Here is a 23,750-nt window from a genome sequence, read left to right as displayed (position 1 = left end):
TCTCCATACTTTTCCCTTTTCCTGTCGCAGCCTGAAGAAAAATATAGGGCCTGCACCGGCAGGCCCTGGTAATGCGTATCATATTCAGCAGTTAATTAATCAAAAAGACAGGCCTGCTTATATTGAGAACCCGGCCTTGGTTTAAAAGCCTGCTCACAAATAAGCTGCTCCCGGGGAATATCGGCGACAAACGGCGATGGGCTGCGGCCTGTTAAGAGGATCAGTTCATCCCGGGCCCTGGTCATGCCGACATAGAAGAGCCGCCGCTCCTCAGCCATATCCAATTCGGCTATACCGTTTCGCAAGGGAATCAGGCCATCGTTTACGCCGCAAATAAATGTAACCGGGAACTCCAGGCCTTTGGCCGCATGCATGGTCATCAGGGTGACGGCATCTGACGAATAGACCTTACTGCTGCTGCGGACGACATCACTTTCCCGGCCCAGCATGAGGTTCTGGATAAAGGCCGCCAGGTCCTTGTGCGCAACCGCTGTATGTACAAGCAACTCCAGGCACTTTATGCCGGCCAGGTGGTTGTCACTGATCCAGGCATCCATAATTTTTCCCGGTTGCTCTTTCTGGATAAGAGGTTCATATTTCTTTAACAGGGTTATAAACGCCTGCGGGTCGCCTGGTTTATTGAGCGGCCAGGGTGTCGCCGCGAGCAGCTTTTCCAGGGCGGCAATGTCTTTCTTACCGGCATTATAACTGTCCAGAATTTTCAAATTGAGCTCGGGCGTATAGATGTTATTGGCTTTGAGGCAGGTAAGCAGGGATGTAACATCGCCGGGGTTAAGTAAAAACTTAAAAAACGCCAGCGTCTCGCGGACCGGCTTTTCGGCCAGAAACTCGTCCCGTCCGACAACCACATAGGGAATTCCTTCCTGTAAAAGGCATTGCTCCAGGACATCGGCCTGGCGGTTGGTGCGGTATAAGATGGCAATATCGGCAAAACCGCGGGCTTGCCTGTCCGCCGGCTTAAGCTTCCGAACCGCCGTCTGCAGGTGTGCGTCAAGCATATCGATACCGCCGACCATACGGTTGATCTCCTTGGCGACAAAAATCGCTTCGCCGAGTTCATCCTGGTTGTCGATAAGCCGCACTTTGCTGCCGCTCTCTCTGCTGGCTGCCAATAAGCAGCTCTTATCGCCTGCTTGTTTTTTGGCGATTACTGCCTGGGCGGCGGCAATAACCTCCGGAGTTGACCGGTAATTCTGCGTCAGCTCAACCTGCCGGATAGCAGGAAACTCGGCGGTAAACCGGGCAAAATAGCGGAAATCTGAACCCCGGAAACCATAGATCGACTGGTCAGGATCACCGATGACAAAGATACTCTCGCTACTTTTGCCCCATGCTTTGATCAGATTAAACTGAATGCTGTTTATGTCCTGAAATTCATCCACTAAGAGGTGGGAGCAGACGTGCGCCACACTCCCCGTTTCAGTTCCGCTGCTCACATCTTCAAACCGGTGAAGCACCTCCATGAGGATATCGTCATAGTCCATTACGCCGTAGCCCTTAAGCTGTGCGCAGTAGGCGGTGTACAGTCTGGCGGCCGTATCGCTTTTTTCCGTCTCAGCTGCCGTTAGTACACCGCTTTTCAGCAGCGCGATCTCCTTCAGGGCATCCCGGGGCGAAATGGCCAGCTTCATACTCTTTACCAGTTCCTCGACGATGGAACGGACATTATACTCATCAATAATGGTCACATTATTTTTGCCGCGCCATAAGCTCAGCAGCTTCAGGCAGATGGAGTGAAACGTGCCGATTGTCATGGCCTTGACCAGCCGCTTGTTCTTGAAATGCTGCTCCAAGCGGCTCTTCATCTCCTGGGCCGCTTTATTGGTAAAAGTGACGGCCGTGATCTCTGCAGGCGGTACCCCGCACTGTTCTACCAGATAGGCAATACGGCTCACCAGGGTTTTGGTCTTGCCGGTTCCCGGCCCGGCAATGACGGCTATGGCCTGATCAGGAGCCGCAACAGCTTCCCACTGTTCTTTGTTCAGTCCATAAGGCAGGACGGCTCCAGCGGCTTGACCGGCCTGTCCGTTCCTTGCCGGCAAGCGGGCATCAGCCTGCACCGGTGCAGGTTCTTTAAGCGGCGCCGTCAGGCCGGCAGCAGCTTCAGCAACATCTGCCACCGGCTGGCAGGCAGCGGTATCGGCTAAAACCTGATCAGTCAGAAAGCACATTTGACCGGACAGCCTGTCGATGTCACTTTGGTCCAGTACCTTGACTTTACCGTATTCACCGTCAAAGCCGGGCTGGATGTCAATTTTTCCGTCTCGTAGCCGGCGGATGCCTTCGGCAATGCAGGGACCGGCAACTAATTCAATGTCAGGCAAGGCCGCCTCCCGGAGAATAAACAGCTCCGGGCCAAGATTCTGCAGCAGTTGGTCGTATTTTTTCTTTACCCTGACACTGGCGACGGTGGTCCCCTGAGAAGAAGCGATAATCTCCGCCAGCGGGACAAGACTGGTAAAAGGCTTGGCGGCCGGCGGCCTGAAGCCTTCCTCCCTGTCGGCCAGGGCCTCCACCCGGTGCAGCACGCCGACGGTCAGCCTGCCGCCGCATACCGGGCAGATGCCGCCGGCCGCTCTGGTGGCTGGCGGCTGCCAGCACACTTTGCAGTGCCGGTGTCCGTCGTAATGATATTTGCCTTCTTCCGGAAAAAACTCGATTGTTCCGGCAAATTCCTGCGTACTGCGGTTTTTTAACGCCTGCAGCATGCATGGGTAAGAAAGGCCGGTTTCGAAAATATTGGCTTCTCTGGCCAGGTTGGCCGGAGAATGGGCGTCCGAGTTGGATACCAGCGTATAGTTGTCCAGGGCCGAGAGACGCCAGTTCATGGGCGGATCGGAGGACAGGCCGGTTTCGAGGGCATAGATGTAGCCGGTAAGGTCGCCAAAACACTCGGTAATGTCGTCAAATCCGGAATAGGCGCCAAACAGTGAGAAATGCGGCGTCCAGATGTGGGCCGGTATAAAAATAGCCTCAGGGCAGGCATCCAGAACGATCTCCAATAGATCCCGGCTATCAAGTCCCAGTATCGGCCTGCCGTCCGAGCGTAGATTGCCGATGGCCTCCAGCCTGCGGGCTATTGTTTCGGCCTGTTCCAGCCCGGGCAGCAGGATCAGATTGTGAACCTTGCGTACCCTGCCGTTCTTTTTGTAGATTGAGCTGATCTCGCCGGAAACAACAAACTGCGGCTTGAAATCAGCGCCGGCAAGATTGTCCGCCTGCCGGAACTCATTCTTAAGGGTATACAGGCCTTCACCGGCCGGGATAAACTTTTCCTTTAGCTCCGCCCGCCAGGCCGGATGCGTAAAATCCCCGGTACCAAGCACATGAATGCCTTTCCGCCGCGCCCACACGTCAAGCACTTCTGGTACGCAATCCCGGCTGGTGGCTCTTGAGTATTTGGAGTGTATGTGAAAATCCGCGATAAATTTCATAATTCCACCTGTTTTTCTGTAATTTACCTTTTACATTCTCAGTAAGGTACAGAAATTCCTCCGGTGAAAAAGATTATCCATAAATATTTAGCGGGTGATCTAAAAGGTTAGTCTTGAGCATAAAGAAAAATAGAACGAAAAAAACAACGTCCCTGTCTCCATGTTTCTAATAATATAAATAAAGGAAATATCACCATTTAATGTAATTACATACATAGCTAAACATATACTTTTTTAAATTATAGAAAGGAGACACCAAAACTATGCCAGGCAGCCAAAGCTGGAAAACAGCCTTCCTAGTGGCCTCTGCACGACTGCAGGAACAGTATCAGCCACCAAAATTGCGCCTGTTCGCTGATCCCGTCATTAAGATTTTCTTCAGTAAGTTAACCCTGTTTCTTCTGAGTTTTAAGATCTTCAGAGCCATGGAAACTATGGTATTCCAGCTTACGGCCAAAGGTGTACTGGGCTCTTTATTATGCAGGACTAAATATATCGATGATTCATGCAAAGCCGCAATAGATGCTGGCATTGACCAGATAGTTATTCTGGGGGCGGGTTTGGACACACGCCCCTATAGAATAGCAGGTATAAATAAGGTAAAAATTCTCGAAATTGACTTACCGGCTATACAGAATATAAAGAAGAAAAAACTCAAACAATTTTTGGGGGCATTACCCGCAAATATCACCTATATTCCCATTGACTTTAACATTCAGACCCTTGCTGAAGCACTAAGCGCTACAGAGCTTGACTTAGCTAAGCGTATTTTTTTCATTTGGGAAGGAGTCACTCCCTATATCACTGCCGAAGCGGTAAAGAACACCCTCTCATTTATTGCAAAATCCTCTCCCGGCAGCATACTGGTATTTACGTATATCTTGAAAAGTGTGATAGACAAGACCTCTGCAATACCGGGCGCAGATAACCTACTGCAGTATTTCGAAGAAAAGGACCAAGCCTGGATTTTTGGCCTGGAACCATCCGGTTTATCTGATTTTCTCCAACAGTTCAATCTTACACTTGTTGAAGATATAACTGCCTCCTATTACCGGGAAAATTATTTAAACCCGTTAAAGCGGGACTTACCGGTAGCTGAGTTTGAAAGAATAGCCTATGCGCGGATCATTTAAACAACTATCGCAGTAACGCTATATTCCCGGTCAGTTTGTTTACCTTCTTTTTCGGCCCGTACAGGCAAACCCCCAGGTAATACAGGTCTGGTCCGGACAAACGGGATAACACGCCGGTATAATCAGCATACTCCAGGCTTCTTTGGGCCACCTCACTGAAATCAATCGTGGTTACATCGGCGAAAGCAGTATCAAACAGCCTGTCCCGGAGTTCTTTAATCTGTTCCCTGCCGCCGCCTAGAATCGGGATTGTCTGCGCGGTAATGCCAATATGCGTGTTGCCGTCGGCATCCTCTACATCAGGCCCAACAATATCCTTCTGAAACATTTTGCTCAGACTTATTCCTAATACAGCCGCCGTATTGGCAATCATGCCCAAAGGCAGTTCCTTATCAATAACCATAACGAGTTTCATAATTGCTCTCCTCCCTTTCCATGCCATAGTAACAGATCTCAGCCAGGCTGTATTGTAAAAAATTGACGGTCGTAGAACGCGGGGACAGGGATGCTGTTTCGTTTTTTACTTTTACCCAAGAAGCAGGTAGCGCCTCGGTCCCCTGTTTCTGTTACAGTATACAATTGGATAGTATATTTCAAAAAAGTGCGTACTTGCCAACTGATATATGAATGTTTATTATTACAGCTAAGAATGCATGGAAATAATAGGTAGAGGAGTGCAGGCTATGAAGCTGATTGAAGTAGACAAAGAGCGGTGTACCAAGTGCGGCATTTGCACAGAAGTGTGTCCGGTAGGAATTCTCACTGAAGAAGTAAACGGTATAGAGGCAGGTTTTCCCGGCGCTTGTATCGCTTGCGGGCATTGTGTAGCTATATGCCCCAATTCTGCAATTGACAATCAGAAAGCCCCGTTGGAAAATCAGGCAACGTTGGAAAATTTTCCGGTTTTGGATGAAAAAACAGCGCAGCAATTTCTTAAGTCGCGCCGCTCTATTCGGCGCTACAAAGCAATCCCCGTACCCCGGGAAAAACTACAGCAGTTAGTTGAAATTGCGCGTTTTGCGCCTACCGGCAGTAATCGGCAGGGTGTATCTTATACTATTGTTGAGGATACAAAGATTCTTCATAAAGCTACTGAAGCAATAATAGCGTGGATGGAAGAACAGAGTAAATCCCAGGCGCACTGGAGCTTTGATTATCATATTCGCTCCTATAGAGAAAAAGGGAAAGATCCTATATTACGTGGAGCTCCCCATCTTATTTTAGGTACTACGCAAAATAATTTTCCTCGCGGCCGGGAAAATACAATTTTTTCGCTTGCATATCTTGAATTATTCGCAACGGCTTTGGGTCTAGGTTCCTGCTGGGCAGGACTTTTTGAGATGTGCGCTTTAGCAAACTATAATCCTTTGCTAAAGTTGTTTGATATTCCCGAAAATAAGGTCATAACCGGCGCCGTCATGGTCGGGTATCCTCAATACAGCTACAAAAGGTTTGTTGACCGGAACCCGCAGGAGGTAACCTGGTTGTAGTTCTTGGTATGAAAAGAATCTCATAAGCGGTGACCAGGAACAGAAATAGACGGATGCGGGTAAGCATCCGTCTATTTCTGCTATATTCCAAAGACACATTGATTGAAAATGCCTAAAAACAGGAGTATCAGCAGAGCAGTTCCACCCCCATATTCCCGCGGGCAGAGAACTGCTTTACTGCATTTCTCCCGGCCTGGTTACCTTAATTATTTCATTACTGCACGCGAGCTGGCGGTTATAACCAGCAACAGGGCGGCAACCCCGGTAAAAGCAACGGCAAGACTTGTTGCATGCGCTACAAAGCCTACGAGCGCCGGCCCGGCTAGTATACCGGAATAACCAAGCGTCGTGACAGACGAGACTGCCAAGTTGACTGGCATTACTTGCTGACGGCCTAACGCGGAAAATAGCACCGGCACAATATTGGAAGCCCCTAAGCCGACAAGACCAAAACCAATAAATGCGGCTAGCCAATGGGGGATTATTATAGCCAGAGCTAACCCAGCCGCCGCACAGCCGCCGCCGAAAATAAGTATCTTCCTGCCGCCAAATTTTTGTACCACCCGGTCGCCACATAACCGACCTAACGTCATCGTAACAGCAAACAGAGAGTAACCAAACCCTGCATAAGCAAAATCGACATTACGCATGGTGGTTAAAAACAAAGCACTCCAATCCAGTATCGCGCCCTCGGCAAGAAAAGCAATGAAACATAAAGCGCCAATGAATAGCACTATTCCCTTAGGCATAACAAGCAAAGGTGCATCCTTTGCTTTACTCCCGTAAGGCAGCAAATGCTTGCCGAATGTAATTACAAGTATGGCAATTATACCGGAAGCACATAACGCGGCGGTCATGGGTGACATTCCGCTCCCGAGAAGGCCGCTGATAAATCCTGCCCCGGCAATCCCCCCAATACTCCAGAATCCGTGAAAGCCGGACATTAAAGCTTTGCCACTGGCCGTCTCAACAATTACAGCCTGAATATTGATTGCCACATCAATCGCCCCAAGAGCAGCGCCGAAGACCAGCAGAGCAACAATAAGCGCTGTAATGGTTTCCGCCGTAGCCAAAAGCGGCAAAGAAAAACCAATAAATAAACTGGCCACCGTAATCATAAACCGGCAGCCAAAACGTGCCGCAAAGGCTCCGGAAATAGGCATAGTAACAATAGATCCGGCGCCCAGGCACAGCAAAAGCAGCCCCAGAACTCCTTCATCGATACCAAGACGGCTTTTAGCATAGGGAACAAGCGGTGCCCAGGAAGAGATTCCAAAACCGCCAATGAAAAAAGCCACGCGTGTGGATATGGATGCCCAGTCAGGCTCATTTCTTTTACTCATTTTCATCCTGCCTATCAATTATTTGGGAACTAATTGCTAAATTCTTTTTTCTACCATTTGTATATTACAATTCAGGCTTTCTAAAGTAACGGAAAACAAACCGTATAAATAATCCTCCTGCATATCCTCCCGGATAATTATCTGCGGCATATGCTCACAGGGTATTATTTTCCGGCAAGAGCCAGCAAGAGCGTCCAGCATATCCGAACGGATTAGCCCGCCTGTTATTACAATGGTTTCCGGATTAATAACCGCGATAATTGAGGTTATGATCTTCACCATTACAGGAAAAAAAGACTCCGTGCAACTTGTCTGCTGTAATTGCTCCTCCCGCGAAATATCAAGCGGCAAATAGGATACTTCCCCGGCAAAATTTGTATTGCCTTTAATTATATGTCCATCAACAATTATGCCTGCGCCGGCACAATTATCCTGCGGAAAAGTTACAACAGCAACCGTTTTGCCGTCACCATAGTTTTGCTTCTTATAGAAACCGTAAGTAGTCAGATTCATATCATTTTCAACTGTAAAATTCACGTTATAGCTGGCTTTTAACCGGCTGACCAATAAAATATTGCTCAGTTCTTCAATATCACAGGCGCCAATCACACCATTTTGGACAATTCCGGGTATACCAAAGCCAACAGCCCTAATATTCCCGTAGCTGCCAATTAGTTTTGCAATCAGATTATCTATAGTTTCATAGTTGATGCTTTCTACTTCTGTCGAGTCTTTCTCAATCATCTCACCCGCTAAATTAGTAACCGCGTGTATGATTCTGCAAGTACCGCCTTCCTTAGCCACATAAATACAAGCAATATAAGCGTAGTTTACATTGTAGATAAACCGCCGGGCCGGACGGCCGCCACTAGACTGCTCTAAATCGGCTTCGATAACCTCGCCCCGCTCTAATAATTCATTAAGAATGTTGCCGCACGTTGCTACACTTAATCCGGTTGCATTCGCTATAGTTAATTTAGTTCCAAATGACAAAGCTCTCAATGCGGTTTTAACAAGTTCAACATTGATCTGCTTTACTCTAATCGTATTGTTTACTATCGGAAACATAGTTTGTACTCCTTATGCAACTTTCTAAAATACTTATTAAAAGTACTATTATAAAATACCATTTCACCTTAATTTTTGCAACATTTTTTGTTCATATGAATATGATATATAAAATCCTTTATGTCAACCAGTAAGTCAAGCATAACAATCGCCCCCAGCGATATGGGAAGGAGAAATAGTATGTCAAATAATTTCGAAGGTCCAAAAATAATTGGTTTTAAAGAAGCCTTAGAATTACTACTGAAATGCAACCCCTGTGAGCATGGATATACCGGCGCCGGGGCTACAGGGGCTACTGGGGCTACTGGCGCTACAGGATTAATTGGGGAAACTGGCGCTACCGGCGCTACAGGATTAATTGGGGAAACTGGGGATACCGGCGCTACCGGGGAAACTGGCGCAACTGGGGCTACTGGCGCTACCGGGGAAACTGGCGCTACTGGCGCTACTGGCGCTAGAGGATTAACTGGCGCAACTGGGGATACCGGCGCTACTGGGGATACCGGCGCTACTGGGGATACCGGCGCTACCGGGGAAACTGGCGCAACTGGCGCTACCGGCGCTAGAGGATTAACTGGCGCAACTGGGGCTACCGGCGCTACCGGGGCAACCGGCGCTACCGGGGAAACTGGCGCAACTGGCGCTACCGGCGCTAGAGGATTAACTGGTGCAACTGGGGCTACCGGCGCTACCGGGGAAACTGGCGCTACTGGCGCTAGAGGATTAACTGGCGCAACTGGGGCTACCGGCGCTACCGGGGCAACCGGCGCTACCGGGGAAACTGGCGCTGCTGGGGCAACCGGCGCTACCGGGGAAACTGGCGCTGCTGGGGCTACTGGCTCTACCGGGGCCGGCGAAAATACGATTTATTTAGGTTCAGGCCTCGCAATTAGCAACAATGATTTCATGGGACTCGGAACCGCATCATCGAATTTTATTCGAAATACCGTACTCATACCACAGACTTCAACCATTACAGGCCTAGTTTTTAGTATCCGAGATGAGCCCTTGGATGTGGGACAGTCAATAACGGGTGAGATAGTTAGAAGTACAGACTGCGGGGTTACTCCTGTCCTTACGGGAATACGAGCAACAGTAGCAGGGCCAAACCCGCCAAATTGTTGTGCAGTCACAACTGCCAACCTAGTTGTTAATCAATGTGATCTGTTATCGATACAAATCACCCGTGTGGGTACCAGTGCCGCTTTACCAAATGGCGCAGCAGCCACTATTCTATTAACTATTCCCTGATAGGAGCCTGACATAAGGTTGAACTGAAAATTAGTCCCCGTCCTCAGGACGGGGACTAATTCCGTTAGATAACCATCATTTATCGGATGCGTTAACCGACCTCGTGGCATAATAAACTGTAAAACATCTCTTAAGCAAGGGGGAGCCTATGCTACTTGCCGTAACAGGTATGCCGCTTGAGTCGGAAATGCAGAAACTGCTTACTTCTACCCATATCGAAAACTGGCTGCGCGAGGATGCTTTCCAGCTTAAATGGTGGTTTTTGCTTAGTTTGTCTATTTTAGCCGTAATCTGCTGGTGGAAACTGCTTGACAAAACACGACTGCCGGAAATTACGCTGTATGCAGTTTTAACAACAATCATAATAATGGGTATTGATGAATATGGTGCAGAATTAATTTTATGGGACTATCCTATTTACTTATTTCCCATTTTCCCAGCCATAGCAGCTATTAATTTAGCGCTATTTCCCATGATATTTTCTCTTGTTTACCAACATTTCACTACCTGGAGAAGCTATATTCGAGCCAGTCTTATGTCAGCCGCCTTGCTGTCTTTTATTATTGAACCATCCCTCTCTTATGGTAATTTTTATCAGTTAATTAACTGGAAATATTATTATAGCTTTCTGCTATATATTGCTGTTGCCTTGCTGATCAAAGGGTTGCTTGTCAAGGTTTACGCCCTTGCGGGAAAGGCCTAGAAGCAGTCACTTCCAAGGAGGCGTATAATATTGATCTTGGATTCAACGGCAGCGGCTGCTGTGGAACTGCAAAGATTATTAACTACCCTGCGCGTAGAACAGTGGCTACAGGATGAGGTGTTTCATTTTAAATGGTGGCTTATGCTGGGCTTATTCGTCTTCTCCATATTTACCTGGTGTAAACTGGTCGATAAAATCCGCTTACCGGAAATCATGCTGCATAGTGGATTAACTACAATAATTACCTTAGTCCTGGATGAGTTTGGCGAGGAACTGGTTTTGTGGGATTACCCCATTGATGTAATCCCAATTTTTCCGCCTTTAACCGCAGTTGACCTGGCCAGCCTGCCCGTCATCTATTCCCTGATTTACCAGTATTGCCCGACGTGGAAAAGCTTCCTGTACGCTACTATATTAATGGCGGCCGTGTTTTGCTTTGTTTTAGAACCTATACTGGTATGGGGTGGCTTTTACCAATTACTTAAATGGAAATATTACTACGGTTTTCCTGTCTATATTATCATGGCACTATTCATCCGGTGGTTGGTTATTAAAATTTATACCATTGCGGAACAAGCCAAGAATCCCCAGTTGCAATGAAAAATCCGAGGCCTGATCAAGGCTTCGGATTTTTTGTCTAGTACGCAGTTTAGGTATCAATAAACAGGAGCTGGCCAAGCAGCAAATAAATCTACAATAACCTTTCAATATCCGCTTTCATTTCTAGCGGAGATGTAGTAGGTTCGTAGCGCCCGGCAACTTTTCCTTGACGGTCAACAAGAAACTTTGTAAAGTTCCATTTTACAGAATCCCCTTCGAGTATTTCAGGAAAATTATCCCGCAATACTTCTTGAAGTTTTCCACCGATGGGGTGCTTCAAATCAAACCCTTTAAAAGGTGCGCTTTCAGTCAGGTAATTAAACAAAGAATGGGCATTTTTGCCGCGTACTTCTATTTTTTCGAACATAGGAAAGCTTACCCCGTAATTGATCTGGCAAAAGTTTTGGATTTCCTCATTACTCCCAGGCTCCTGTTCGGCAAATTGGTTGCTAGGAAAGCCAAGGATAAGCAAGCCTTTATCGGCATATAAATCATAAAGTGTCTGCAGTTCCACATATTGCGGTGTAAACCCGCATTTACTGGCGGTATTAACAATAATTAATACCTTTCCTTTAAACTCAGCCAATGAAAGTTCTCTGCCATTTATGGTTTTTACGCTAAAATCATAGATGCTCATAATATTCCTCCTAACACTTGCTAAGTAACTCCCGGAGCTTTTCAACTTAAACAGCGAAATGAAAATTTATAGGCTATTGGCGGGAGACATTCTAGCCAGCCTCTCTCACAATCAAATTCACACCGGGATAGTTCCCTGACTGCTAGAGTGAGACGTTATTACGTAATCTTACCCAGATTTTTATAAATTACTCTTTCACATCCTGGCAAATTGCATATTCTCTTAAAAAAAACCAAATTGTGTTATAATGTAGTCGTAGAATCCATAGAAATAAAAATGAAGTAAACTTTTAAAGAAACATAGGAGAATCTGCCCATGAGTGAACAAAAGCATCCGCTTCTTACCAAATCCGTGTTATTAGTTGCACTTAGCCACGCAATCACCGATTTAAGCCAAGGGGCCCTGCCACTCCTGCTGCCCTTTTTAAAAAGCGCTTTTTCCCTCTCCTATTCCCAGGTTGGGTTCATCGTATTGACCCAGAATCTAACCTCCTCAGTGATTCAGCCCATTTTCGGATATATCAGCGACCGCTTTCCGATGCCCTGGCTGGTCCCGGCCGGGCTTTTGCTTTCCGGGGTAGGCATGGCAGTCACCGGCTTAGCGCCGTCTTACACGAGCCTATTAATGATAGTCATCATAACCGGCTTAGGAATCGCGGCTTTCCATCCTCAAGGCGCAAAAATGATTCACAATACCAGCCATTCTGATACTCGCGGCCAAAGCATGGCCATATTTTCGGTTGGCGGTAATCTGGGGCAAGCATGCGGCTCAGTGTTTATGATGGTTTTGTTAGCTTTGCCAGGCTCGGTAAACAACACCCTTTACTTCTGTCTTCCGGCTATTCTGCTCGCTTTTATGCTCTGGAGGAACCTGCCCGTACTATCGCCCGCAACAGTAAATCAACCGCTAAATACCATTCAAAAGAAAAAGACCTCTGCGCCCATACCGTGGGCAATGATAACACTCCTGCTGGCATATATCTTCTTTCGCAGCAGCATTGCCGCCGGGCTGACTACCTATATTCCTCTCTACTTTGGCGAGTATCTGGGCGGCAGTCACGCCTATGCCAGTTATCTTGTCTCCGGCTATCTGCTGAGCGGCGTATTAGGCACTTATATCGGCGGGGTACTTGGGGATAAAATTGGCCGTAAGACCATCATTCTGGGTTCCATGCTCCTTACATTGCCTTTATTGATCCTGTTACCGCATGCAACCGGTTACTGGGCTTTGCCGCTGGTTGTAATAATTGGTTTTGTCTATATTGCCTCTTTCTCGTCCACAACCGTGCTGGCCCAGGAGATGATGCCAGGCTACGAAGCGCTTGGGGCCAGCCTTACCATCGGTTTCAGTATTGGTTTAGGGGGACTGGCGGTTACTATCCTGGGATACATTGCCGACCACTTTGGCATCCCCAGTGTATTTTCGGTTATTTCCCTTGTACCTGTTGCGGCTGCTGTATTGGCGTTTTTCCTGCCAGGCCGTCTTTTTAAAGCCGATAATGTAGCCGTAAGTAAGCAGCCGGCTTCTTAAGCCAACTTCTTTGCTTAAACCTTATCTCTTATCGCAATCTTTTCCCGCTTACACATAGTAAGCCTCTGCTTTGGGGCACGCTACAAGTAACTAACTATGAAGGGGTTGCGCAATGAAACTAATTTCAGTTGGTGAGAATGCACCGAATTTTACTTTGACTGATAACAATGATCAGTACGTTTCTCTGACAAACTTTCAAGGCAAAAAAGTACTACTTTCCTGGCATCCCTTAGCCTGGACACCGGTATGTACCGATCAGATGCGAGCATTAGAGAACAATTTTCAAACTTTTCAAAGCCTGAACACAGTTCCGCTGGGTTTTAGTGTAGATCCCGTCCCCTGTAAAAAGCTTTGGGCTGCCGCCATACAACTAAAGCAACTGCAAATTTTAGCTGATTTTTGGCCTCATGGACAGGTCGCCAAGCAATATGGAATATTCCGTGAGCAGGACGGTTACTCCGAACGCGCTAACATCATTGTCGACGAGAATGGCAAGATAATGTGGGTGAAAGTATATCCGTCCGCCCAACTTCCTGACATTAACGAGGTTTTAAGCGTCTTGTCCGGGAGTACCCGTAAGTAGTTTCGATAACAAAGTTAATTAGCCCGGGTATAAAATTCATGTTAAAAGGGACAGTTTCAATAAAAATTGAGACTGCCCCTTTTAACATTCTGTAAGCTGAAGAAACAAGTAGGATTTTGGTTCCTTAAGTGTAACCATTTTTAAATTGAATAAATATATTTTACTAAGCGGCTAATTTTGTCAATCCCTTTTAATCCATAATAGGAGATTAATTGAATGGATAACATTAAATCAAACTTACCAGTATGGAATTTTGTTTCATCCCCGGCTTTGCACCCCATGAAGGTTACTATTAATGTTAATAAACCCTGTACTGCTTCCGGCTTACTATTTGTTGCGCCTTATACTTCGTATGAGGCAACAATGATCGGGCAAACAGGCGCTCTAATCATGGATCAAAAAGGTAACCCAGTCTGGTTTAGGCCCCTCGATAGTATATATAAACAAAATGCGGACTTTAGAGCACAGTGCTATAAGGGTGAACCAGTTCTGACTATGTGGGAGGGAACTATATCAGGAACCCAGTCTGCAAATCCAAATCTGCCGGCAGGAGACCCTGAGCCCGGCGCTTACTATCTGATCATAAACCAGAATTATGAAGTTGTTAAAAAAATCACTGCACAAAGAGGCTTCACTGCCGATGTCCATGAATTTACTATTACCAAACAAAATACGGCTTTGTTTACTGCAGTGAAACAAGTACCGGGAGATCTTACACCGTTTGGAGGCCCAGCAGACGGATATTTTGATAATTATTCCATTCAGGAAGTTGATCTTCTAACAGGCAAGCTTCTTTTCTTTTGGAATGTGCTTGCTCATGTAGATCCGGCTGACTCAATGCTATCAGCATCATCTGCAACAAGCTCTAATAATATTTGGGATTGTTTCCACGTAAATTCAGTGGTAGAGGGACCGAACCATACGATCTTGATTAGCATGCGTAACATGTGGGCCATCTATAGCATCGATAAAAAAACAGGAAAAATAATCTGGCAGCTTGGTGGAAAACAGAGTGATTTCGCTTTTGGTCCGAACGCTACATTTTCCTGGCAACATGATGCCCGTCATAGACCAGGGCAAAGAATAAGCTTATTCGATGATGCTTGTTGTGCATCGCCCAATTCCCCGCCTAATGGGCCGGCACGTGGCTTAATCCTTCACCTCAATTTCCAAAACCGGACTACAGAGATGGATCGAACATACTATCATGCTCCGATTCTAATGGTTCCCAGTCAAGGAAATGTTCAACCTCTACCTAACGGAAATGAACTCGTCGGCTGGGGACAGGAACCATATCTATCTGAGTTTGCCCAAGCAGGCAATACCACAGAGGATCCGTCAATGAATTTTTTATATGATATGCAGTTTCCTAATCAAAACATTTCTTATAGAGCGTTTAAGAATGAATGGATAGGATTGCCGCACTATCCACCCAGTATTGCTGTAAAGCAATTATGCGAAGATGCGTCGATAATTTATGCATCATGGAACGGCTCAACTGAAACGGCTGCATGGCAGGTATTAGCCGGACCAACCCCTGATAAATTGTCAGTATTGGTAAAGTGTACTCCCCGCACCGGATTTGAGACAGATATTTGTATTGATTCAGTCGGTCCGTATTTTAAGGTAAACGCATTAAATTATTGTGGCGAAGTCATTGGTACAACACGAATTGCCCACATATGTGAACAGCATTGTTAATGGCACTAGAAAACTCCCCGCTTTCAACAGAAAATCTCTTCGTGGAAGAGAGAATTATGCTAAAAGACGGGGAGCTTTTTTAATAAGCAAAAATGTCTTTTTATCTCTATTTACATATTATGATATTGAAATCAATTTGATTAAGGGTTAACTCTTCTTATATTAAATATTATCGATAAGGAGAAATAATGAGCATGGAAAAATATCGAAAAATGAAAGGGGCCGCTAAAGGAGGACTTACTGATGTTCCCGGCATTCTGGTGGGGAACGCCGAAAGCGAATGCGGTTGTACGGGATGCACGGTAATTCTCTGTCCGGCTGGGGCAGTCCCTGGCGTATCCGTAAGCGGAGGCAGCCCAGGTACGCAGAATACCGATTTAATCCGCCCCGGTACCGCGGAATATCCTATATATGGCCTTCTCCTCACCGGCGGCAGTTTCTTCGGACTACCGGCGTCGGGAGGAGTTATGCGCTGGATCGTTGAGCGTGGGATTGACGAGGTGCCGCTTGTACCGGCAGCGGTTATTAATGACCTCACATTCGCCAAGGGCTCTCCCCCGCCTACTGCAGCCTTGGCCTACGCCGCCTGCCAGGCTGCAAATGCGGGTCCCGTGCCGGAAGGAAATGTGGGGGCCGGAGCAGGTGCTACGGCGGGAAAAATCTACGGGAGGCCGATGAAATCCGGACTGGGCACCGCCTCAATATGCATTCCCGGCGGTCCTGTAGTGGCTGCGCTGGCGGTGGTCAATCCTCTTGGTGACATATGGCGTGGCGGCCGCATCGTCGTCGGAGCGCTAAATACTGACGGAAGCTTTGTCAATCAGACCCAGGCGATGTTAACCGGCGTGCCGCCACGGTATAGCCAGAGCATGAACACCACAATCGCGGTAGTAGCTACCACCGCGACGTTGACCAAGGCAGAGGCCAACCGAGTGGCAGAACTTGCCGAAGATGGAATGGCTCGGTCCATTTCTCCCGATCACACTCAGTTGGACGGTGACACGATCTTCTGCCTTGCCCTTGGTTCATACACCAGTAACCTGACGGGCGACGAGCTCGTTACACTGGTGGGTACAGCCGCTGCGGTGGTGCTGGAAGAGTCGATTATCCGTGGGGCACTGGCCGCGCAATAATCAAGGACATACGTACAAAAAAAATATCCTACGCAATAATGTAGAGGTTTCTTATTAATATGCCCGGAACACATGTAGCTCCGGGCATATTCTTATTTGGTTTCGCTCACTCAGCAGATTAAAGTCCATACTAAAAAGACCTTCGTTAGTTTTTATGTTCCATATTAAATTTCTTTTGCAGCATAATAATTTTCTCAGTAGGTACAAGGTAATCAGTATATTGTCTAATTACACTGCATTTTAAATTTTTATTCTGGTAAATTGCTTCGCCCAGTATTTCCGCTCTTATTAAAATTTCCGCCTCATTAACGCCTAATAAAGAGCGCATTCCCGTGGAACTGCTGAAGCGAGGGTTGATTTCAAAAATATAGGGGTTACCCTTGAGAAGACGCAATTGAAAATTGCACGGGCCGTAAGGTTTCAGGACCCGGGCTACTTCTTTGCAGTAATCGGTGATCTCCGTAAAATCATCTGCGTCCGCTGACATAGTCATGCCTTCCTGCAAATATCTTTTTAGGGTTATCCCGGAAAGAATCCTGCCGTTGGCCCCAGCGCAAATACCGGTCGTAAATTCTCCGCAGTCATCCGGCAAATATTGCTGAAGGATAATGTCTTGTTTGTTTGCGATGAGAGGGTGAATATCTTCATATTGATTAACGATGTATAAACCCTGCGATCCGGCGCCCTGTCTCGGTTTAATTACAATGGGAAATTGCACTGCTTTAATAAATTCATTGATTTTGTCCTGATCTTCCGGATAGCGAATGGTAACAGGAAAATTAAAGCCCTTTTCTTTAAGAAAGTTTACTGTAAGCCATTTATCATTACATATATTCATGGTTTCGGGGAGATTGGTAAACACTTTGACTCCGGTCTTTTCTTCAATATCAAGCTTATTACGGCTATAAAAAGCAAGCTCATGTGAGGAAGCAACAAAAATAGCGTGTATATTTTCCTTGGCAATAATATTTAACAAGCTGGTTAAATATAGTTCCTCCTGGTGGGCAGGCGGTACGATATAGGCCTGATGTGCCAGGTATAGTCCTAAGGTGCGGGCGCTGATATCACAGGCTACCAGGTTTAAGGGTAAATCCGATCTCAGCAAAGATTCAATGACAGCTACTCCATAAAGGGATCCGGAGCCCGATATCAATACATTAACTTTTTTCACATGATCACCTGCTTGGTAAGATAATCTTTACTGTTGGGGCCACAGTTAAATATCAAATCCACTGCCGACAAATTCGGCAGGAAGTCTCCCCACTCCTGTGGGTAAACAGGATGTTCAAATTTCTGGTAAACCAGCCGGATGTTGCTTTTTGCAAAGGCTGCCTCGTCATTATAGGCTTGTGCTCCGATGCCGGAAAAGTAGATATCGGCTTTACATTGTTTACATAGACTAATGATACGGTCACCTTTGTTTCCCTCTATTCCAGGGATTTCGGAAGATCGGATCATCGGCGTCTTAATTTCCAAGACTTCCCGGATCACATGGATTAATCGCAGGTTCAGGTCAGCCAGCAGTTCCCCTGGATTTTCATAAATGGGAAAAAACAAGTTTTTGTACTTCTCCCAATAGGGAGATCGGGCATAGCAGGTTTGTAACGAACCCCAGTGGTTTAAATACCACGGGAAATCGTTTTGCAGAGCCGCATCTTTAATCAAGCTCTTTTTTCTGCTTACCTGCACGCTTAATAACCGCTCTCCCTCCGGAGCCTTTATTTTGTTCTTTTTAGTAACTTCCCTTCTCGCAAGAAGCACATCATCCAGGATGACAAACAAATCACAGGACATCATTTTATGAAAATATCCCAGCCATGGTAGGTAATTCGGTTGATGACCGCTAATAATCACATATAAGCCCCCTCAACGGTAATTATTAATTACTTCTACAATGGTTGTTAATTCATTCCGGGAAAGTGCCGGATGAACAGGTATTGAAACACAGCAGTCGGCCAGGTCTTCGGCCACCGGCCAGGCGCCTGCGCAGGTCGCTATATTTTTATATGCCGGTTGGGCCGGCATAATTAACGGGTAATGAATGCCGTAGCCGATGCCGTTGGCATCCAGGCAGGCTGTTAAAGCGCTTCTGTTGTCTACTTTTAAAGTATATTGATGATAAACATGCTTTCTATCTGGCGGTAAAACCGGTTTTTGGATACCTTGATTAACAATGTGGTCATCGTAAAATTTTGCGTTCTCTATTCTTTTCTGGTTATATATATCTAATTTTTTAAGCTGCTCTAACCCAATAGCTGCATGAATGTTGGTCATCCGGTAGTTATAGCCCACCATTTCATGATAGTAACGCCGGCGCTGGCCCTGATTAACCAATATTCTTACTTTTTCTGCGATCATTGGATCATCGGTTAAGACCATACCGCCTTCGCCGGAGGTTATATTTTTACTTGGATAAAAACTAAAGGCTGAAGCTTTACCCAAAATACCGACCTTTTTGTTTCGGTAAATAGCTCCGTGGGCCTGGGCACAATCTTCTATGACAATGAGATTATTTTTGTTTGCAATCGCTAAAATTTCATCCATATCTGCCGGTAACCCAAACAGATGAACCACGATCACAGCTTTAGCCTCCGGATGGTCCTTCACCGCATTATCCAGTGCGGCGGGCGAAAGATTGTACGTTACCGGATCAATATCAGCAAAAACCGGGGTGGCCCCTGTATATAAAATGGCATTCGACGTAGCAATAAAGGAAAAGGGGGTAGTTATGACCTTATCACCGGCGCCGATACCCATAGCTTCTAAGATTACATGTAGGGCGGTTGTACCGGAGGAAGTAGCAACGCCGTACCCGGAACCGTGATACCGCTTAAACTCATCTTCAAACTCCTGAACATAGCTGCCCGCCGCCAGCATACCGCTGCGCAGCACTTCGATCACCCGATCTTCTTCTTCTTTGCCCAATTGGAGCTTCACGTGGGGAATCATGTACACAACTCCTCCTTAACTTGCATCTTTAATTTCTGACATAGTTGATTGTTGTCTTTATGTCCTGTTCGAAAGCCAATAAAGTGACCCTTTACGGGTCGCCCCATGGTATGAATGTCTCCTAGCAAGTCTAGCACCTTATGCCTTGCCGGCTCATTGTCCCATTGTAAATTTAGCGGACCTTTTGAAATGACCAGACAATCCTCAATATTTTTGCCAATTAATTTGACAACCGTTTCATATTCACGCTCCGTGATATATGACCTTGCCGCGGCCAGCTCGGAAGTAAAATCTGATAGATTACCGAATGCAAAATGAGCTGTCTGGGTGGGAATTTCTTTATCCGGGTAGTCTAACAGATATGTGAGGATAAGTTCAGGCGCGGGTAATGCCAGCAGAAACCGATCATAACGCTTATCTTGATGAAAAAATGAGTTTTCGACACAGACCGGTTCTTTTACACAAAAATATTTTTTCGCCTTATCCTGTAAAACAGGTTCTGCAGCTGAAAGAGTCTGCACAAACTCCCGGCTGCTAAAGCTGCTTACCACCGGGATAAACGGGCTGTTCAGTCTAATCTGCAAATTATCCAGGCCCAGTCCGGCAATGGCTGCCAGCAGGTGTTCCGTATGTTCAATGCGTATATCATTGTCAACCAATGAAGTCCAGCGGGCGTCCACCTGTGCATATTCCGGACGGCATGGAATTTCCGGTTTCCCCGGCAAATCTTCCCGGATAAAAACAATACCGGTATCGGGTGGCGCTGGATGAAACATTGCTGTGCAATCTGTCTGACCGGTAATGCCAATGCCAGTACAACTAGCTGCTTGTTTTATAGTTTTCTGCATGATTTAGCCTGCCTTAAACCTGTAAACTTAAGGATTTGTGCAGCCCTGTCACCGTACGTATTGTGGTAAGAATATACTTCCTGCTGACCTGCTAACGCAATTTCCTTTCTCTTTTCATCCTGCTCCAGGTAAAAATCTACCATACGCAGGGTTTCATCTTCTGAGCGGGTAACGGCCAAGTGTTTTCCTGGTTCAAACTTTTCTAAAACGGCGGTAGTAGCCGGTACCAGGAGAAATCCCCTGGCACCCATAACCTCGTAGGTTCGCGAGGTTAATTCCGTGGTTACGTTCTGAAACCCGAGAATTATTTTAGCCGAACTGTAAACACGGTTTGTTTCCAGATAGGATAACTTCCCCCGCAGATGCCGGGAGGCCACATTAAATCCGACAATATCCGAGTCCAGGTTATCCCAGCGTTTACCCCAAATGGCAACATTATAGCCCCTCTCCACTAAAGGTTTTAATAATATCCGGGCACTGTCCCGGCGGTAGGAACTCCAGGTTATCCCGGCAGTAGCTACAACTGCGATATCGCATTTGTACTTTCCTACAGGCTCGACAGGCCGGTGAAACTCCGGATTGCAAGCCCAGGGCAAATAGTCAGCCTTAAAACCAAGCCGGTTGTAAAAGGATACTGATTCCCGGTCAATTGTAAAAATATATTCCGGCTTAGTTGCTTTAATATAAGGCAATGACCATTCATCCGTCCAGCGGGGATCTTCTGTGGCCCAGTAGGCATGTTTTAAGCGGTATTTCTCCACCATCTCCCCTAATATTTTAAGTCTTGAGTCAGTGTGTATTTTAGTCCATCCGGCAGTTACCACAAGATCCGGCTGATATTCTTTTAATACCTGCTCCAGTTCTGCTTTTACAATATCCTGTAATATCTTTACTTCACACCCTTGTCTTTCAAAACCGGCAGGTAAACCCAGTAAATACTGGTGATCCACATCAATAAAAAGTATTTTCACAAAAGCACCTCCGTTTATAAAAAGAACTTAGCTTCAGGTGGGGTTGGAGCCCCACCTGAAGTTTAGTCAGACTTATCCGGAGACCAAATCGCTCGCCGGTGCCCGTAGGGGTATATCTCCTGCCTGCAGCAGCGGGAGTCTTAGAGCGGCTTAGTCATCGAATAACTCAAGATTATACATTTCCCGCAATACGCCCCGCCCGCCGAACTTTTCTTTAAAATCAAAGAGTCCCTGATTTATCTTCAATCCCTTGTCTTCAGTGGAAATACCCCAATCCAAGTAATAAAAGCCTTTTTTCATACCCCAGCTAATTAATTGGTAAAATAACAGTTCCCCGGAGCGCAGGCTTTGATATCTATTGTCACTGGCGATGTAGAAACAGTTAATAACACGACTGTTGAGCAAAAATGCGACTACTCCGCTAACCATTTCGCCTTGCAGAAACGCGGCGAAGAGCTTTATGGACTCGGGATACCTATTTGTTAAATCAAGGATTTCGGCAAGGGTATGGGTAGGTTCTGCATTATGTCTTTCTTTAAGGTTATTGGTAAGAATACGCCAATACGTTGTTAAATCATGACTTTCTTCGATGGTAACTCCGAGCTTTTGCGCTTTACGAATATTTCTTTGCGTACTCTCGATCAGGTAATCGGAAGGCTCAGCAAGTTCTTTTAAAGGCAAGGCCGTGGCTAATTCGGTTCTGCCTATGGAAAAGCCGTAATATCGCAAGGCAAAGTCTATTTCATCACTAGGCCAAAAATGATAAATGCGGGGAATCATTTTTATTTCTATAGCGTCAAAGCGATTCGACTTGCAGTGTTCAGTTAATAAGGGTATCAAAGCCATTGCTTCGGAGGTGCCAAACCTTTGATCAACAATGATTCCGCCGTGTGAAGCACCCGGATAAGAGGAAAATACTTTTTTTTGCTCTGTCATTTTTTGCGCTGCCGGTATTACAGCGATTAATTTTCTGTGGGAGTTATAAACCATCAAGGAACAATCAATAAAGCGGTCTGCCGGGTGATAGTTTAGAAAATTTCGCTGCTGCATAAAAGTACCGTTCCGTGAGGCGCCGACGAAATTATCCCATTCTTGCTGATGAGTTTGGTTATATATCTCTATCTCTAACATTTGTTTCACCGTTCCCATCCCAACAGAGTTTTGCTCCATTGCTCATAAGTGACTGTTCCACTAGCTCTGTCGCCTTTATTACCCAGAGAATATCTGCGGCCCCAGTCCTTGGTGCTGACTTGGATTTTATACAGTCCACAAAATGCATACACTGGTTGGTTAGCGGCAAACACTTTTCAAACTCAGGCATAGTAATCTCGCAGTTATGAGCTATTAGCTGTAACTTATCGGTATCTTGGACATCGTCAAAGACCAATGTCATCTGATCTCCTGAAACTACCGCCTGTCGTTTTTTTATTGGACTGATCCAGTTTGCGTGAATTTGTACAAACAAATCACCGGGAAACTCCATAATAATGCTAACCAGGTCATATATGCTTGGTTGTTGATAGCTTACACCATGGGCAGCTACCCATCTCGGATTTCTGTTAACCAGGTATCTGACCATGGAAAGATCATGCACCGTAAGATCCCAGTGTACGCTAACATCATTGCGAATTTTTCCAAGACTGGTACGTTCCAGCAAGATATATCTCAACTGACCCAGCCGCCCCTGACTAATATGCTCTTGCATTTTGCTAACTACCGGGTGGTACTCCATTAGATGCCCTACCATTAAAACAGTATTGTTTTTTTCGGCCAGCTTAATTAAAGTATCTGCTTCATGATAGGAAAGAGTACACGGCTTTTCCACCAGCACTGCCTTGCTTTGCGATAAAAATTCTGCTGCAATGGAAAAGTGACTATGAGGCGGCGTTGCAATGATAACACCGTCCAACTGGTCATCTCTTAAGAGTTCACGGTAGTCGGCGGTTGTTCTTATATCAGGGTAATTTTTTCTTGCCTTGTGCAGCGATTCTTCTTTTATGTCGCATACACTTTGAAGCTTTACTTCCGGTATAAAACCTAACGTTTTGATATAATTAAATCCCCAGGCTCCACAACCTACCAAACCAATTCTAATCATATTACACCATCCGCTTGAAATAAAAAGTTTCTATTTATTACTAGGGTATTCTGCGGACATTTGAAGCGTGATAATTTGGGGAATTAACAATAACCGCTCCCTTAAAGGAAGGTAACCTATAGTGAATGAACAATGCTGAAAATTTAGCCAGCAGCTTTCATACTGTACTGAGAGCAACTTTGACAAATTTCCTTATAAAATGTAGCCATGCGGGCAGCTTGCTCTTTTATATCAGGCGGGTAATGTGCTCCATTCCT

The 23,750-nt window shown here is 46.0% G+C and carries 21 protein-coding genes; 9 read left to right on the top strand and 12 right to left on the bottom strand.

The window, feature by feature from the left end:
* Positions 1-95: 95 nt before the first annotated feature.
* Complete coding sequence (locus SATMO3_RS12900) at positions 96-3,455, bottom strand: UvrD-helicase domain-containing protein (RefSeq protein WP_371381192.1); 3,360 nt, start codon at positions 3,453-3,455, stop codon at positions 96-98.
* Positions 3,456-3,718: 263 nt separating this feature from the next.
* Between SATMO3_RS12900 and SATMO3_RS12895 the strand changes: the two genes are divergently transcribed.
* The gene (locus SATMO3_RS12895; protein ID WP_371381191.1) at positions 3,719-4,588 is read left to right on the top strand and encodes a class I SAM-dependent methyltransferase; all 870 of its coding nucleotides are present in this window, start codon (positions 3,719-3,721) and stop codon (positions 4,586-4,588) included.
* A gap of 4 nt (positions 4,589-4,592) precedes the next feature.
* Here the strand turns inward: SATMO3_RS12895 and SATMO3_RS12890 are convergent, their stop codons facing one another.
* Entirely contained in the window at positions 4,593-5,003 is a 411-nt protein-coding gene (locus SATMO3_RS12890) for a DUF2000 domain-containing protein (protein ID WP_371381190.1), read from the bottom strand.
* Positions 5,004-5,271: 268 nt separating this feature from the next.
* Here SATMO3_RS12890 and SATMO3_RS12885 point away from each other — a divergent pair, with 268 nt between their 5' ends.
* A complete protein-coding gene (locus SATMO3_RS12885) occupies positions 5,272-6,078 on the top strand; it encodes a nitroreductase family protein (RefSeq protein WP_371381189.1) in 807 nt (268 codons plus the stop codon).
* 206 nt (positions 6,079-6,284) lie between these two features.
* Here the strand turns inward: SATMO3_RS12885 and SATMO3_RS12880 are convergent, their stop codons facing one another.
* Both SATMO3_RS12880 and SATMO3_RS12875 read right to left on the bottom strand, forming a co-directional pair.
* Positions 6,285-7,421 carry an MFS transporter gene (locus SATMO3_RS12880; protein ID WP_371381188.1) on the bottom strand — a complete coding sequence of 379 codons (1,137 nt, stop codon included), beginning with the start codon at positions 7,419-7,421 and terminating at the stop codon, positions 6,285-6,287.
* Between the two features lie 36 nt (positions 7,422-7,457).
* Positions 7,458-8,489 carry an ROK family protein gene (locus tag SATMO3_RS12875; RefSeq protein ID WP_371381187.1) on the bottom strand — a complete coding sequence of 344 codons (1,032 nt, stop codon included), beginning with the start codon at positions 8,487-8,489 and terminating at the stop codon, positions 7,458-7,460.
* A gap of 180 nt (positions 8,490-8,669) precedes the next feature.
* On the opposite strand from SATMO3_RS12875, the gene SATMO3_RS12870 reads away from it, so the two are divergent.
* The 3 genes from SATMO3_RS12870 to SATMO3_RS12860 all read left to right on the top strand — a co-directional run bounded on the left by SATMO3_RS12870 (position 8,670) and on the right by SATMO3_RS12860 (position 11,043).
* Positions 8,670-9,740, top strand: a complete 1,071-nt coding sequence (locus SATMO3_RS12870; RefSeq protein ID WP_371381186.1) for a hypothetical protein — start codon at positions 8,670-8,672, stop codon at positions 9,738-9,740.
* Between the two features lie 148 nt (positions 9,741-9,888).
* A complete protein-coding gene (locus SATMO3_RS12865) occupies positions 9,889-10,443 on the top strand; it encodes a CBO0543 family protein (protein WP_371381185.1) in 555 nt (184 codons plus the stop codon).
* Between the two features lie 30 nt (positions 10,444-10,473).
* Positions 10,474-11,043 carry a CBO0543 family protein gene (locus tag SATMO3_RS12860; protein ID WP_371381184.1) on the top strand — a complete coding sequence of 190 codons (570 nt, stop codon included), beginning with the start codon at positions 10,474-10,476 and terminating at the stop codon, positions 11,041-11,043.
* Between the two features lie 91 nt (positions 11,044-11,134).
* Here the strand turns inward: SATMO3_RS12860 and SATMO3_RS12855 are convergent, their stop codons facing one another.
* A complete protein-coding gene (locus SATMO3_RS12855; protein WP_371381183.1) occupies positions 11,135-11,680 on the bottom strand; it encodes a glutathione peroxidase in 546 nt (181 codons plus the stop codon).
* 315 nt (positions 11,681-11,995) lie between these two features.
* On the opposite strand from SATMO3_RS12855, the gene SATMO3_RS12850 reads away from it, so the two are divergent.
* The 4 genes from SATMO3_RS12850 (at position 11,996) to SATMO3_RS12835 (ending at position 16,627) form a co-directional block, all read left to right on the top strand.
* The gene (locus SATMO3_RS12850) at positions 11,996-13,210 is read left to right on the top strand and encodes an MFS transporter (RefSeq protein ID WP_371381182.1); all 1,215 of its coding nucleotides are present in this window, start codon (positions 11,996-11,998) and stop codon (positions 13,208-13,210) included.
* Between the two features lie 112 nt (positions 13,211-13,322).
* Positions 13,323-13,793 (top strand): redoxin domain-containing protein, encoded by a 471-nt coding sequence (locus tag SATMO3_RS12845; RefSeq protein WP_371381181.1) that lies wholly within the window; start codon positions 13,323-13,325, stop codon positions 13,791-13,793.
* Between the two features lie 216 nt (positions 13,794-14,009).
* On the top strand, positions 14,010-15,494 hold the full coding sequence (locus SATMO3_RS12840; protein WP_371381180.1) for an arylsulfotransferase family protein: 1,485 nt from the start codon (positions 14,010-14,012) through the stop codon (positions 15,492-15,494).
* Positions 15,495-15,688: 194 nt separating this feature from the next.
* The gene (locus SATMO3_RS12835; protein ID WP_371381179.1) at positions 15,689-16,627 is read left to right on the top strand and encodes a P1 family peptidase; all 939 of its coding nucleotides are present in this window, start codon (positions 15,689-15,691) and stop codon (positions 16,625-16,627) included.
* A gap of 145 nt (positions 16,628-16,772) precedes the next feature.
* Here SATMO3_RS12835 and SATMO3_RS12830 read toward each other — a convergent pair whose 3' ends face one another.
* The 7 genes from SATMO3_RS12830 to SATMO3_RS12800 all read right to left on the bottom strand — a co-directional run bounded on the left by SATMO3_RS12830 (position 16,773) and on the right by SATMO3_RS12800 (position 23,493).
* The gene (locus SATMO3_RS12830) at positions 16,773-17,798 is read right to left on the bottom strand and encodes an ATP-grasp domain-containing protein (RefSeq protein WP_371381178.1); all 1,026 of its coding nucleotides are present in this window, start codon (positions 17,796-17,798) and stop codon (positions 16,773-16,775) included.
* A complete protein-coding gene (locus SATMO3_RS12825) occupies positions 17,795-18,481 on the bottom strand; it encodes a WbqC family protein (protein ID WP_371381177.1) in 687 nt (228 codons plus the stop codon). Before SATMO3_RS12825 ends, SATMO3_RS12830 begins: the two co-directional genes overlap by 4 nt.
* Positions 18,482-18,493: 12 nt before the next feature.
* Positions 18,494-19,576: a DegT/DnrJ/EryC1/StrS family aminotransferase gene (locus tag SATMO3_RS12820; RefSeq protein WP_371381176.1), complete on the bottom strand. Its 1,083-nt coding sequence runs from the start codon at positions 19,574-19,576 to the stop codon at positions 18,494-18,496.
* The gene (locus SATMO3_RS12815) at positions 19,573-20,424 is read right to left on the bottom strand and encodes a UDP-3-O-acyl-N-acetylglucosamine deacetylase (RefSeq protein ID WP_371381175.1); all 852 of its coding nucleotides are present in this window, start codon (positions 20,422-20,424) and stop codon (positions 19,573-19,575) included. The genes SATMO3_RS12820 and SATMO3_RS12815 overlap by 4 nt, the downstream gene beginning before the upstream one ends.
* Positions 20,409-21,395, bottom strand: a complete 987-nt coding sequence (locus SATMO3_RS12810; protein ID WP_371381174.1) for a glycosyltransferase — start codon at positions 21,393-21,395, stop codon at positions 20,409-20,411. The genes SATMO3_RS12815 and SATMO3_RS12810 overlap by 16 nt, the downstream gene beginning before the upstream one ends.
* A 150-nt stretch (positions 21,396-21,545) precedes the next feature.
* On the bottom strand, positions 21,546-22,526 hold the full coding sequence (locus SATMO3_RS12805; RefSeq protein ID WP_371381712.1) for a GNAT family N-acetyltransferase: 981 nt from the start codon (positions 22,524-22,526) through the stop codon (positions 21,546-21,548).
* Positions 22,504-23,493: a Gfo/Idh/MocA family protein gene (locus SATMO3_RS12800; protein ID WP_371381173.1), complete on the bottom strand. Its 990-nt coding sequence runs from the start codon at positions 23,491-23,493 to the stop codon at positions 22,504-22,506. Before SATMO3_RS12800 ends, SATMO3_RS12805 begins: the two co-directional genes overlap by 23 nt.
* Positions 23,494-23,750 lie beyond the last annotated feature (257 nt).

This window comes from Sporomusa aerivorans (genome assembly GCF_041428895.1).
Lineage (GTDB): Bacteria > Bacillota > Negativicutes > Sporomusales > Sporomusaceae > Sporomusa > Sporomusa aerivorans.
This window is presented reverse-complemented; position numbering and strand designations above follow the sequence as displayed.